Origin of the sequence: Sphingobacterium puteale (genome assembly GCF_050986225.1) — a bacterium.
Classification (GTDB): Bacteria; Bacteroidota; Bacteroidia; order Sphingobacteriales; family Sphingobacteriaceae; genus Sphingobacterium; species Sphingobacterium puteale.
The window spans coordinates 2,913,944-2,928,013 of record NZ_CP158959.1 but is presented as its reverse complement, the minus strand read 5'-3'; the positions used below and the strand labels follow the sequence as shown (position 1 = coordinate 2,928,013).

Genomic DNA, 14,070 nt, shown 5'->3' with positions numbered 1-14,070 from the left:
GATATATGAAGTTCAATAAAATCGTTTATTCCTTAGCGACCCTGTCGCTTCTGAGTAATACAGGATTTGCACAACAGCAATCTGAAAACTTGCCGCCAAATGCGACGCTTCAGCAGCTGATAGATTATGCTTTGCGGAATAAGATTTCGGTCAAACAAGCAGAACTCGATGAGTCCATAGGTGAAAAAGATATAGATATTTCGCTTTCTGGCTGGTATCCGCAACTTGGTCTGACGGGCAATTTCAATCACAATGTGAAATTACCAACCATGTTTTTCAATGGAGCTAATATTCCAATGGGGACTAAAAATAGTAGCGCTTTAACGTTGCAGGCAGACCAACAGATTTTAAATCCTGCATTAATGCAAGCGAAAAAAGGTGCTGAACTGCTCCGTCTGAGTAACAAACAGAACACGGAGAGTCAAAAAATTGACGCAGTCGTCGATGTGAGCAAAGCTTACTATGATATTCTGACTTCTGAAGAACAGATTAAAATCGTACAGGAAAATATTGCGCGTCTGCAAAAGCAATACAATGATGCCCATTCGCGCTATGATGTCGGTGTAGTCGATAAGACCGACTACAAACGTGCTCAGATTGCCCTCGCAAATGCCAGAGCAGATGAAAAACGTACCGTTGAGCTCCGTAAGTATAAATATGACTATCTAAAACAGCTGCTTGCCTTGGATAAAGGACAAAACCTGACACTTTCTTTCAATAATACGAATATGGAAGGACAGGTTTTATTGGATACGACTGCAGGCATCAATGTTACAAATCGTATTGAATTCCAACAATTGCAAACTTCCAAAAAAATTCAGGAATTAAATACCCAATATTATAAGTGGACGTATCTTCCCAACATCAGTGTTTTTTATAACTATGCATTTAATTATAGAAATAACAGCTTTGGCAAATTGTACAATGATAATATCCCGAGTTCTGTTGCAGGTCTGAACTTATCGTTACCTATTTTTCAAGGGTTCAAACGCAAGCACCAAATTAACAAGTCGAAATTGCAGGAAGAACGTATCGATTGGGACATCAAGAATTTGGAAAATACGGTCAATACACAATATTCGATGGCCAGAGCAACTTATAACGCTAATCTAAATGACTGGAAAACAGCGCAGGAAAATGTTGTCCTTTCCAAAGAAGTTTATGAAACCATCAAACTGCAGTATGATGAAGGTATTAAAACATACTTGGATCTCATGACTGCGGAGACAGATCTTAAAACAACACAATTAAACTATTTGAATGCCCTTTATGCGCTATTATCAAGTAAACTGGATGTTCAAAAAGCAATTGGAGCGATCCAAACTAATTAATCAATTCAAACGGAAACTAATACAAATCATGAATAAAAGACAATTATTATTCGCTTTCTTCCTTGGGACGGCTTTAGTATGGACCTCTTGTGGAAATAAAGATGCAAAAAAGCAAGGTGCAGCACAGGCTCAGGCTGAGAAGGTTGTTCCTGTTACCTTTGGCGCAGCATCACATGAGATTGTTACGGGAACAATAAGTTATCCCGCAACAGTCAAACCGTTGAACGAAGCAGACCTATTTGCCGAAGTAAGCGGTTATATTACCAAAATATATGTTTCGGATGGTGCTGTGGTCTCTAAAGGACAAGCTTTGTATGAAATTGACGGAACACGTTATAATGCTGCTGTACAACAGGCCAAAGCAAGCCTGCAAGTAGCACAGACCGACCTTGACCGTCAAAAAAGAGATTTGGCACGTTACCAGACATTGGCTGACAAAGATGCGATCGCCAAACAAGTATTTGACAATGCAGTATCCGCTGTCGCTTCATCACAGGCGCAGGTAGAATCTGCCCGCGCAGCGTTGGTTACGGCGAGTACAAACTTGTCACGTTCTACGATACGCGCACCATTTTCAGGAACTGTAGGTATATCGCAAGTACGGTTAGGTGCTTTGGTCAACCCAGGAACTACCCTATTGAACACTTTATCTTCAACAAGTCCTATTGCCATTGAGTTTCAGGTCAATGAAAAAGATATCAGCAAATTTGTTCAAATGCAGAGCAGCCGCTCTTCATCGGACCTTTCACTTCTATTGCCAGACGGAAGCACGTATGAAGGAAAAGGCAATATAACAACAATTGACCGCGCTGTTGATCCAGCAACAGGAACAATTAAAGTCCGGGCTACCTTCCCCAACAATTCCAATGTGTTAAGAGCTGGTATGAACATTACGATGAATGTTTCTACGACTTCGGCAAACGAAGAAATCGTTGTGCCTTACAAGGCGGTTTTTGAGCAATTGGGGGTATTCAATTTATATGCCGTTAATGATAGCAGTAAAGCAGAAATCCGTCAGGTAAAATTAGGCATTAAAGCCGGTGACAAAGTCGTCATTAAAGAAGGTGTCAAAGATGGTGAAAAAATCATTGTTGATGGTGCCATGAACGTCCAAAATGGTGTTAAAGTTGTCGACGCTGCCATTGCCGCCCAACAAGCTGCAAAAGGCGCTCCACAAGGAAAATAACAACATTAATTTTTAAGAGAATCTAAAAAATATAGAATGATTTCAGAAGTATTTATTAAGAGGCCAGTTACCGCAATCGTTATTTCGATATTGATTTCAATTATCGGGATTATTGCTGTTTCTACGTTGCCAATTAGCCAGTATCCTTCTATTGCACCTCCAACTGTAACGGTAACAGCCAATTACACAGGAGCAGATGCACAGACGGTTGAACAGACCGTGACGACTCTGATCGAGAGTCAGATCAATGGTACCCCTGGTATGATTTATATGTCGTCAAATAGTACTTCAAATGGTCAAGCAACAATTACTGTCACATTTGAAGTAGGTACTGATATTGATATTGCAACCCTAGACGTACAAAACCGTGTCGGGATAGCCGAACCCGCCCTTCCAGAAGCTGTTAGACGTCTGGGAATCACAACCCGTAAAGCCAATAACGATATCTTGATGTTGGTAGCTTTGACGTCGCCCAAAGGAACTAGGGATGAAAATTTCCTGGCCAATTACAACAACTTGTATGTCAAAGATGCGTTACTACGTGTCAAAGGTGTCGGTGATGTAACGGCCTTCGGTCAACCCTTCTCCATGCGTGTATGGTTAGATGCTAACAAGCTAGCCAATTTGAGCATGACTCCTGCAGACGTCTCTACTGCGATTGCTGAGCAAAATTCCCGTATACCGGGTGGTAGCGTCGGTGGACGCCCACAAGAGTCTTCAACTGTATTTGAATATCCCGTTATTACGGATAGTGACCTATCAAACCCAGAGGACTTTGAAAATATCGTCGTTAAGACCAACAAAGATGGGTCTATCGTACTTTTAAAGGACGTTGCGCGTGTTGAATTAGGCCAATTCAGTTATGGTACATCATCTACTGTAAATGGCATGACCTCATCTGCGATGATGATCAACCAAACGCCAGGTGGAAATGCCGTAGAATCTGCAGAAGGTATTGTTGCAGCTTTGGAAAAACTAAAACAATCTTTCCCAACCGACGTCGATTACACCATTAGTTATGAGACCGTGTCTGTGGTAAATGCATCTATTTCCTCGGTTATCCATACCTTGGTTGAAGCATTGATCCTGGTAACTGTTGTAGTTTTCTTCTTCCTACAAAGCTGGAGAGCAACTTTGATCCCTGTTCTGGCGATTCCTGTATCGATTATTGGTACATTCATCTTCTTCCTGATGTTTGGTTTCTCTGTGAACAACTTGACCATGCTTGCCTTTGTACTGGCCATCGGTATTGTGGTGGATGATGCCATCGTTGTAGTGGAAGCCGTGCAGCACTATATCGACCATTATAAGCTGGACGCAAAAGAAGCAACACGCCGTGCCATGGGTGATATTACGGCACCGGTTATCGCAATTGCCTTAATCTTGGCGGCAGTATTCGTTCCTGTAGGTTTTATCCCGGGGATGGTCGGTAAATTGTATCAACAATTTGCGATCACCATTGCGGTATCGGTTATGTTATCCGCATTCATTGCCCTTTCGTTGACACCAGCTTTATGTTCGATTCTATTGAAACCAACAGCTGTTCATGAGGGTGCTAAAGGTTTGAACAAGTTCTTCTACAAATTCAATGTATGGTTTGAAAAAGTAACGATCAGCTATTCAAGAGGTGTGAAACAATCCATAAAAAAAGCACCACTTGTATTGATTATCCTTTTATGTATTTTCATCGGTACCGGCTGGATGTTTACAACCAAGCCAACAGGATTTATTCCTTCCGAGGATGGTGGCGCCTTTTTTGCAGGTATTACGCTGCCGGAAGGTTCTTCTGCCGCACGTACAAACGAGGTACTTAAAGAGATTGAAGCCGATCTACATAAGACTTTTCCTGAAATTAAATATGTGACCGCGATCTCTGGTATCAATATCCTAAACCGTGCCTTCAAATCCAATGGTGCGACAGTTTTCGTTTCGCTCAAACCTTGGGAAACACGGACACGTACGGCCAGCGATATTGCCGGTATGATCATGGGTAAATACATGGGTTATACCAAAGCAAGGGTGTTAGCGGTAACACCACCAGCTATTCCGGGCTTAGGTACATCCGGAGGTTTCTCCTTGCAGGTACAAGATTTACAAACTGTAAATATCAAGGATTTCGAAGCTACAGTGGGTAAATTCCTCATGGCTGCCAACCAACGTCCAGAAATTGGAATGGCTTATACGATGTTTAATACCAATTCTCCAAACTACAAATTGGAAGTCAATCGTGAACAGGCAAAACGTATGGGAGTTCCGATATCAAGTATTTATTCGACAATATCGTCCTATTTAGGTAGTAGCTATGTTAATGACTTTACCAAGTATGGCCGTAGCTATCGTGTCGTTACACAAGCCGATATCCCTTATCGTATGAATATCGAAGACATCAACAAACTGTATGTCAACAATACAATGGGCAACCCGGTACCAATGGGTACGCTCGTTAAATATGAGCTAATAACGATGCCGTCGATCATCAACCACTACAATATCTTTAGAAGTATCGAGATCAATGGTAGCTCGGCTCCGGGATACTCTTCCGGGGATGCATTGAAAGCCTTACAGGAAGTTGCGGCACAGACTTTACCGGAAGGGTTTGATTACCAATTCTCCGGACTTTCACTACAGGAAATGCAGTCAGGATCAAAAACCATTCAGATCTTCGCTTTATGTATCCTGTTTGTATTCTTGCTGTTGGCGGCCCTGTACGAAAGCTGGTCAGTACCATTCTCTATCCTTCTATCGGTTCCTTTAGGGGTATTTGGAGCGATTTTGACCCTAACGTTGATACCATCTTTAGATAATAATATTTATGCGCAGATCGGTTTGGTAACCATTATCGGTCTGGCGGCCAAAAACGCGATCCTGATCGTGGAATTTGCCAAAGAACGGGTTGACATCGGAATGAATCTCTATGAGGCAACATTGGATGCTGTAAAATTGCGTTTACGTCCGATCATCATGACTTCTTTCGCCTTCATCCTGGGTATTATTCCATTGATGTTGTCCCACGGTGCCGGTGCCATCTCCCGCCAAACAATCGGCTGGACGGTATTCGGTGGTATGACCGCAGCAACACTTTTGGCAATCTTTATCGTTCCCGTCCTGTTCGTTGTGATTACACGAATGGCTTACGGTAAGAAAAAATTAGCTGAATTAGAAGCTAATTTCGATGAAGAAAAAGCAAAGAACTTAAGTGCACATTAAGCAAACAATGGTTTGCGGCTTGCGGTACTAATTGAAATAGTATGCTTAAGCGGCCTTTCTTTCCGACGAAAGAAAGGCCGCTTGTTTTTTGCGCTTCCAATTATAATTTTTAATTTTACCGCACACGAACAAAAGCATATGTCACCTGAATCACAACGCAAATTTGAACAATTAAATCTTCTTGCCGAATCCTATGATGCCCTACTATTTGATGTCGATGGCACATTGGCGGACAACATGGATGCCCATAAACAAGCTTATAAGGCTGCCGCCAAACAATATGGCGTTGAGCTTGATGTCAATCTCATTGACGAAACTGCCGGCTGGCCTACGGTAGCCGTTGCTGCGGAAATCAGCAAACGGTACGGTGTCGACTTTGACCACGAGGAATTTTCCACACTTAAGTCTACGATATTTAGAGATGAATATGTTTTTAAAACAAAACCCGTTGATTATGTCGTTGAACATTTAAAGTACCAAAAGGGTAAAAAACATATTGCTGCGGTCTCTGGCGGAACAAGAACAACGTTGTCCATGACGCTGAATACGATCGGTGTATGGGATGATCTTGAAACGTTAGTCTGTGCGGGAGATACTCCAGAAGGTAAACCATCCCCACAACCTTTTCTGCTCGCAGCTTCGCAGTTGAACATCGCTCCAGAAAAATGCTTAGTCTACGAAGACGGGGTTCCCGGCGTTGAAGGTGCTAAAGCCGCTGGAATGGGCTGGGTCCGAATAGATGAACTATAACAGGTTCAATGATCTCCTCAGTTTTTTGCTGAGTGCTCAACTTCGGGAAGATGCTTTTTTTACGTTTTCGACTACTTTTTACTAGAAGCTGGTAATAATTTTCACACCACCATTGCTGTAATTCAGATCAGACGACCGTAAACCTCCAACGGGTAGTTTGTAATACGGTTCCACAGAGATGGAAAGTTTGCCGACTTTCTGTTTTCGTCCGACCGAGAAATTCACAAATCCATTCACACCTTTATCATCTACGTTCTTATCTGTGGATGTTTGTTTATACTCTTTATTGTTGGTTTCATAAATCGTAGCCCGTTCCTGATCCAGTACACCGACATAGGAAACCCCTACTGAGGTATAGAAATTTTTACTGATCGCATAACGGACATCAACAGGAATATCCACGGTTAAGATTTTACCGGAAACGCGTTCGTTACTTTTAGCATCTTTAGCATCCGCCGTGCGCATCACCAAAGGATTATTCAAACTACTGGGCTGCGAAAGATAACTTGGGGCATCGGCAACAAACGAATTGGAAGCCATCGCCGGTGTGATGGGCGTATTTCCTGACATCGCTCCATAATGCTGGATAGAAGCACCGGACCGGATACTGATCTTACTCGAAACATTATAAGCCAGGGCAACCCCGCCCCCAAGGGTGATGCTCTCTGAAGTAGAAGCCGGCGAGACAAATGCCCCCAGCTCCCATTTGCTGTCAAGGTCATTCCCGTTTCTCAGAGCGACAGCACTCTTCCGATTTCCCTGCTGCCCGGCATATAGCGCAGCAAGACGTGCAGCTTCAAGCTGTGTCTGTGTATAAGATGGAGCTGTATTTGAATTTGTTGATGCCACAGTTGAATTGGATGGCGCACCAACCTTTGTTGCCCCAGGGGTAGCCGACGAAGCAGCAATTGTAGGGTCATCCAGATTGATCTGTGCGGACAGGGTACTGTTTCGCAATTGCATGTTCTGCCCCACACCCAAAGCGGCAAGACTATTTGATATACGAATATTATTTCCGCTCACTGCTTTTCCATCAAATAAGACAAACCGTTGTTCTTGACTATCATCAGCAGAAAGACTTTCCACTTTCGAATAGGTAAACGGTCGATCACGCATCAGTTCCTGTTCACTCAATCCCTGTGCCCCGGTCACATCGGACAACGAACGTTGAATGGATTCCTTTAAATCTTTGTTGTCCGCGAGCACCTCGCTATCTTTCTGTTGCTGGGTTACAACCGGCGAAGATGGAATGACTACAGAATTATTTTTCAACCCCCAATAGCCCCCACCAAAACATAAAAGTACTGCGGCAGCCGCACTCCAATATTTCCATGCGGAAGAAGGTGGTGTTGCTACCTCATGCATTGATGCAAATTTTTCCCAGGAACCTTCCCGATAAGGTAGTTCATGGTCTTTTAATTGCCCAACGATCTCTTCTATCAATTCTTTTTTCTTATTGCCTTCCATGGTAACAACACTATTTATCTTATTTCTTGCACTACACCTGTATAGTCCAAGTATAATTTTCTCAGTTTTTGCTTTGCCCTTGTCAAGTACGTACGTGACGTACTATCCGGTATATTTAGCATTTGGGCGATTTCATCATGCGAATACCCCTCTATTTCATAGAGGTTAAAAATAGTTTTCTGAATTTCGGGAAGCTGATCCAATAAGCTCAAAATCTCGTTTACCTCCAGGCGACTATCCAATTGCACCGATGGCGTATGCATATCCCCTTCAGCCATATCTTCAACCGAATACAACTGTTTTTTACTCCGCAGAAAGTCAATCGAGATATTTGCAGCAATTCGACCGATCCATGCTCGAAACGATTTTTCGAGGTTCTCCGCATCAATATCCCTATTGAAGGACTCCAATTTTCGAAAAATCCGGACAAAGCTCTCATTCACAAGTTCCTCGGCATCGACATCCTGTTTGACATAACGGATGATGATTGCCATCAGGTAGCCATAATATTTTTTATAGACAAAAGCCTTGCCGTCCTCGCGATTTCGCAAGCAACGTTCCAAGGCATCATGTAAAGATGATAGCTTCTTGTTATAAAAATATGACTGAATAATTCCCACTTAAACTATTTAAATATTAAGCTTCAAATAACGAAATAAAATTATAAAACTTAAAATCAAATAGTCGAATGTCCCCGCTTAATATCACTATTTAACTATTTTTCTTCTTTTAACGGTCGCCATTTGTATTTCGCTACAGCGCTTTTCAAAAAAAATCAATAAAAAGAATTGAAAAAAATGGCTATTTTTGCATGATTTTCACATTTTAAATATTATTCAGACCGAATGAGTACTGTATTATCCGAACAGGAACAACTTAGAAGACAGGCGATGCAATCGTTGTTGGATATGGGAATCGAGCCTTTTCCAGCGAATGAATTTGTCGTCAATGCACATGCTGCCGATATTTTAGAAAACTACGATAGAGATAAATTGAATTATAAGAACATTACCATTGCCGGCCGCATTATGAGCCGTCGCGTGATGGGAAGTGCTTCATTTTTTGAAATCCAAGATTCTACCGGCCGTATTCAAGCTTATATTAAGCGTGATGACGTATGCCCTGATGAAAATAAGGATCTCTACAATGTTGTTTTCAAAAAACTATTGGATATCGGCGATATCGTAGGTGTCAAAGGATATGTTTTCACGACACAGACTGAAGCTATTGCAGTACACGTGGAGGAACTTACGGTACTATCTAAATCCTTACGTCCCCTTCCAGTGGTTAAATCCGCTGAAGGCAAAACATTCGATGCCTTTACCGATCCGGAGCAACGTTACAGAATGCGCTATGTTGACTTAATTGTAAACCCTGCCAATAAGGATATATTTGTCAAACGCACCAAACTTTTTAATGCCATGCGTCAATTTTTTAACGACGCCGGTTATATGGAAGTGGAAACACCCGTTTTACAGTCTATTCCCGGAGGTGCTGCAGCACGTCCATTTATCACCCACCACAATGCATTGGATATTCCATTATACCTTCGTATTGCGAACGAACTTTATCTAAAAAGACTGATCGTAGGTGGTTTTGACGGGGTGTACGAATTTTCCAAAAACTTCCGTAACGAAGGAATGGACCGCACGCATAATCCCGAATTTACGGCCATGGAAATCTATGTGGCTTACAAAGACTACAACTGGATGATGGATTTCACAGAACGCCTCCTGGAACACTGTGCACTCGCTGTAAACGGTACCACACAAGCAACTTTTGGCGAACATAAAATTGATTTCAGGGCGCCATATAAGCGTATTTCAATGACTGATTCAATCAAAGAATTTACAGGATTTGATATCACTGGCAAAACCGAAGAAGAAATCCGTGTGGCCGCAAAAGGTATGGGTATCGACGTAAACGAAACAATGGGTAAAGGCAAATTGATCGACGAGATCTTTGGTGCGAAATGTGAAGGTAATTACATCCAGCCAACATTTATCACCGATTATCCAAAAGAGATGTCACCGTTGACCAAAAAACATCGCGATAATCCGGATTTAACTGAACGTTTCGAGCTAATGGTCTGTGGCAAAGAGATTGCCAATGCTTACTCCGAATTGAATGACCCAATTGATCAACGCGAACGTTTTGAAGATCAATTGAAACTTTCAGAGAAGGGTGATGATGAAGCCATGTTTATTGACCAGGATTTCTTGCGCTCTTTGGAGTATGGTATGCCGCCTACTTCCGGTTTAGGAATAGGTATGGATCGCCTGATTATGTTTCTGACCAATAATGCTTCTATTCAAGAAGTATTGTTCTTCCCGCAGATGCGTCCTGAAAAGGTAACCAAAGTTGCGGATGTGAAAGACTATGAAGAGCAAGGCATTCCTGCCGCTTGGGTACCGGCATTACAAAAAATGGGCTTTACAACCATCGAAGCCTTAAAAGAAGCCAACCCAAATAAGGTTTTTAATGATCTTGGCGGTATGCGTAAAAAACTAAAACTTGACATAACTATGCCGAGTAAAGACGAAGTGCTGGCTTGGTTTAACTAATACAATGACTCTAACAGCGACGGACTAACATCCGTCGCTGTTATTTAGGGTATCCCCTCATATACCTACAGGGTCGTACCTAAATATCCAGATCAATAATACCGAAAATCCCCGATTAAGAAACAGTGATCCATCTCATTTACCATCCAACGCAAACATGCGCCTGATCGTGATCGGCTATATTTTTATTACAAAAACCTTAGCCCCAAAAGGGCAATCTAAATTGTAAACATTTTCTATATTTACGTATCTTGAATTAAAATAGCGTTAGCGTATGAAGAGCATACTTGCCCTTGACGGAGGTGGTATTCGAGGGATTATCCCAGCTATGATACTCGTGGCATTGGAGGAAAAATTACAAAAAAAAACAATGGATCCCAATGCGCGGATCGCCTCTTATTTTGACTTTATTGCCGGCACGAGCAGTGGCGGAATTCTTACAAGCATCTTATTGTTCCCCGACGAAGGAGATCCTACGCACCCCAAGTTTTCAGCACGCGATGCTTTAAATCTATTTGTCAACCACGGGACAGAAATCTTCCACACCTCCAAATGGCGCCGTTTTCTGGGTGAATTTGGTCTGGTGAGTGAATTGTATTCTTCGGCCGCCCTGTCGAATGTGCTGGACAAATATTTTCAAAATGCGCGGTTAAGCCACCTGATCAAGCCCTGCATTATCACTGCCTATAACATCGAACTCCGTAAAAATCATTTTTTTAGACAACAGAAAGCAATCACCCATGGCGAAGCGCGGGACTTTTACCTAAAAGATGTCTGCAAAGCGACTTCGGCAGCCCCGACCTTCTTTCCCGTTGCCGAAATCTATTCCATATCCAATACCAGATATCCGCTCATAGATGGTGGAGTGTTTGCACAGAATCCCTCCATCTGTGGCTTGCTTGAGGTGTTAAAAGCCTTTAACAGTACACAGATCAACGATATGTTTATGGTTTCCTTGGGCACCGGGGTATCAAAGACAGCCTACAATTACGAACACTTCAAGAAAAAGCTTGCCATTCAGATCGGCCCCGCGCTTGTGGACATCATGACGAGCGCCTCTTCTGAAAGTACCGAATTTTTTATCAAGCAATTATTTAGAAGCAATGGGAAACAGCAGAATTACGTTCGTCTGGAGCCAGCAAATCTATCCAGTATCAATGCTTCCCTTGATGCAGCCTCACCAAACAATATCCAAAAACTCATCTCCTTATCGGATAAACTGATCAGTGAACATGAGGATACACTGGATTATATCATTGAACACCTCATCAAAGAAAAGAATCAGAATAAGAAGAAAAATCCTTGGAGCCAGTTGATGGATAAATTCTAAAAGGTTACTTTTACGCATATTTAAATCTATTATGGCATTAAACTACGTATGGGTTGCATTTTTTTTAATCACATTTGCCGTAGCCCTGGTAAAACTTATCTTTTTCGGAGATACCGAAATCTTCCAACAAATTGTCAATTCCATCTTTGACAGCGCTAAAACCGGAGCTGAAATATCCTTGGGCCTGGTCGGGATGATGACTTTCGCACTAGGAATCATGAAAATTGGTGAGAAAGGCGGCATGATCAATATCTTCGCAAAAATCGTAGGCCCTTTTTTCCATAAATTATTTCCCGAAATCCCTAAGAACCACCCCGCTCTCGGATCTATTCTAATGAATTTTTCTGCCAATGCCCTGGGGCTGGATAATGCAGCAACACCTTTGGGACTTAAGGCGATGAAGGAACTCCAGGAACTGAATCCCAATAAGGAAACGGCGACAAATGCACAGATTATGTTCATCGTGCTCAATGCATCCAGCCTTACCTTATTACCGATTTCAATTATGGCTTACCGCAAGGAAGCAGGTGCGCCGGATCCTTCCGACGTCTTCCTTCCGATTTTGATCGCAACCTTCTTTTCGACTTTAGTGGCTTTGATCCTTGTAGCCCTTTATCAGAAAATAAACCTATTCAACCGTGTTGTTTTAGGCTATTTAGGTGCCATGGGTTTATTTATCGGTGGATTATTATATTATTTCTCGGGACTACAACAAGCCGAAATAGAGATCTTCAGCAAAGTATTTGGCAATGTGATCCTGTTTAGCCTCTTCACTTCTTTTATAGGTTTGGCACTTTTTCGCAAAGTCAATGTCTACGATTCTTTTATTGAAGGTGCTAAAGAAGGATTTGAAGTTTCTGTCAAAATTATTCCTTATCTGGTGGCCATGCTGGTGGGCATTGCTGTTTTTAGAGCTTCAGGAACAATGGATTATATGGTTGCCGGAATATCCAAAGGTATAGCCTTATGTGGTTTAGATACTTCCTTTGTTGATGCCCTGCCGGTTGCCTTTATGAAACCGCTCAGCGGGTCCGGTGCGCGCGGCCTGATGGTTGACTTAATGAATGCCAAAGGGCCTATGGACTTTGCAGCACGTGTCGCCTGTGTCATTCAAGGTTCCACAGAAACAACTTTTTACGTACTGGCAGTCTACTTTGGCGCCGTGGGTATAAAACGGACAAGACATGCGCTGCCTTGTGCCTTATTAGCTGAATTGGCGGGCGTGATTGCGGCTATTATTATATCCTATATTTTTTTTAAATAGCATTTTACAAGCATTGCTTAAGTTTAGAAGATATAGATAAACATTTTAAAAGAACAAAACTAACTGTGCCATATCGTGTTACCTGCCGATAGACACATAAATCTGTTGAAGGTGGCTTTTTAGCCATTGGACGCAAATGCAAATGAATAAATAATTAGATAGGGATGAAAAAAACAATCGCACTGATAGCCCATGATGGCAAGAAGCCAGAAATGGTTGCTTTTGTCAAAGACCACCAGGATTTACTGGAGCATGCTCATATTATCGCTACGGGAACGACGGGTTCTTATGTGCGGCAGACAGGACTTCCAGTGGAGTTAAAATTAAGCGGCCCGATGGGAGGCGATGCGCAGATTGCCGCACTGGCCGCTGAAGGTAAAGTAGATGGCATTATCTTCTTTCGTGATCCACTTGGCAAGCACGCCCACGAACCTGATATTCAAATGTTGATGCGTGTGTGCGACCTTTACAATGTTCCCTTGGCCACCAATCCTGCCACCGGAAGCTTAATTATTGAAGGATTATTGGAAGATCTTGTCGACTAACAAACCATTTTATTCAAGATGATGGAAAATGAAGTTATTGTCACCATAGGTGAAACACCTTATACCACGACCGTACAATATGGTAAACACCAGATTATTGCCGATGAGCCCGAGGACTTGGGTGGACAGGATCAGGGAATAAATCCCACACCGCTACTGCTCTCTTCGCTAGGCGCCTGCAAAGCGATCACCGTAAAAATGTATGCCGACCGAAAAAACTGGCCTCTGGAAGAGGTTATTATCCGCCTTTCGCATGAAGTGCAGACCAGTGAACAGCAACAGGCGACCTACATACAATGTCATATTAGCTTTAAGGGTAATCTGGATGACGAACAAAAGACGAGACTGTTTAAGATTGCCGAAAAATGTCCTGTACATAAAATCTTAACTAATCCTATTGTAATAACTTCAAATCATTTGTAATTG

11 protein-coding genes are annotated in these 14,070 nt (G+C 42.3%); 9 read left to right on the top strand and 2 right to left on the bottom strand.

Going from position 1 to position 14,070, the window contains the following annotated elements; all coding sequences use genetic code 11:
- Positions 1-5: 5 nt before the first annotated feature.
- The 4 genes from ABTV71_RS12275 to ABTV71_RS12260 all read left to right on the top strand — a co-directional run bounded on the left by ABTV71_RS12275 (position 6) and on the right by ABTV71_RS12260 (position 6,474).
- The gene (locus ABTV71_RS12275) at positions 6-1,331 is read left to right on the top strand and encodes a TolC family protein (protein ID WP_121124586.1); all 1,326 of its coding nucleotides are present in this window, start codon (positions 6-8) and stop codon (positions 1,329-1,331) included.
- Between the two features lie 28 nt (positions 1,332-1,359).
- Positions 1,360-2,517, top strand: coding sequence for an efflux RND transporter periplasmic adaptor subunit (locus tag ABTV71_RS12270; protein ID WP_121124873.1), 1,158 nt, complete (start codon positions 1,360-1,362; stop codon positions 2,515-2,517).
- Positions 2,518-2,553: 36 nt separating this feature from the next.
- Entirely contained in the window at positions 2,554-5,724 is a 3,171-nt protein-coding gene (locus ABTV71_RS12265; RefSeq protein ID WP_121124585.1) for an efflux RND transporter permease subunit, read from the top strand.
- Between the two features lie 138 nt (positions 5,725-5,862).
- Positions 5,863-6,474 (top strand): HAD family hydrolase, encoded by a 612-nt coding sequence (locus ABTV71_RS12260; RefSeq protein ID WP_121124584.1) that lies wholly within the window; start codon positions 5,863-5,865, stop codon positions 6,472-6,474.
- 81 nt (positions 6,475-6,555) lie between these two features.
- Here ABTV71_RS12260 and ABTV71_RS12255 read toward each other — a convergent pair whose 3' ends face one another.
- Positions 6,556-7,941: a hypothetical protein gene (locus ABTV71_RS12255; protein WP_121124583.1), complete on the bottom strand. Its 1,386-nt coding sequence runs from the start codon at positions 7,939-7,941 to the stop codon at positions 6,556-6,558.
- 14 nt (positions 7,942-7,955) lie between these two features.
- The gene (locus ABTV71_RS12250; RefSeq protein ID WP_104382096.1) at positions 7,956-8,561 is read right to left on the bottom strand and encodes an RNA polymerase sigma factor; all 606 of its coding nucleotides are present in this window, start codon (positions 8,559-8,561) and stop codon (positions 7,956-7,958) included.
- A gap of 225 nt (positions 8,562-8,786) precedes the next feature.
- Between ABTV71_RS12250 and lysS the strand changes: the two genes are divergently transcribed.
- The 5 genes from lysS to ABTV71_RS12225 all read left to right on the top strand — a co-directional run bounded on the left by lysS (position 8,787) and on the right by ABTV71_RS12225 (position 14,067).
- Positions 8,787-10,505, top strand: a complete 1,719-nt coding sequence (lysS, locus tag ABTV71_RS12245) for a lysine--tRNA ligase (RefSeq protein WP_108631896.1) — start codon at positions 8,787-8,789, stop codon at positions 10,503-10,505.
- Positions 10,506-10,779: 274 nt separating this feature from the next.
- Complete coding sequence (locus ABTV71_RS12240; RefSeq protein WP_121124582.1) at positions 10,780-11,835, top strand: patatin-like phospholipase family protein; 1,056 nt, start codon at positions 10,780-10,782, stop codon at positions 11,833-11,835.
- A 31-nt stretch (positions 11,836-11,866) separates the two neighbouring features.
- Positions 11,867-13,099: a nucleoside recognition domain-containing protein gene (locus ABTV71_RS12235; protein ID WP_108631898.1), complete on the top strand. Its 1,233-nt coding sequence runs from the start codon at positions 11,867-11,869 to the stop codon at positions 13,097-13,099.
- Positions 13,100-13,263: 164 nt separating this feature from the next.
- Positions 13,264-13,644 carry a methylglyoxal synthase gene (locus tag ABTV71_RS12230; RefSeq protein ID WP_108631899.1) on the top strand — a complete coding sequence of 127 codons (381 nt, stop codon included), beginning with the start codon at positions 13,264-13,266 and terminating at the stop codon, positions 13,642-13,644.
- A gap of 18 nt (positions 13,645-13,662) precedes the next feature.
- Positions 13,663-14,067 (top strand): OsmC family protein, encoded by a 405-nt coding sequence (locus ABTV71_RS12225; RefSeq protein WP_433903362.1) that lies wholly within the window; start codon positions 13,663-13,665, stop codon positions 14,065-14,067.
- Positions 14,068-14,070: the final 3 nt, after the last annotated feature.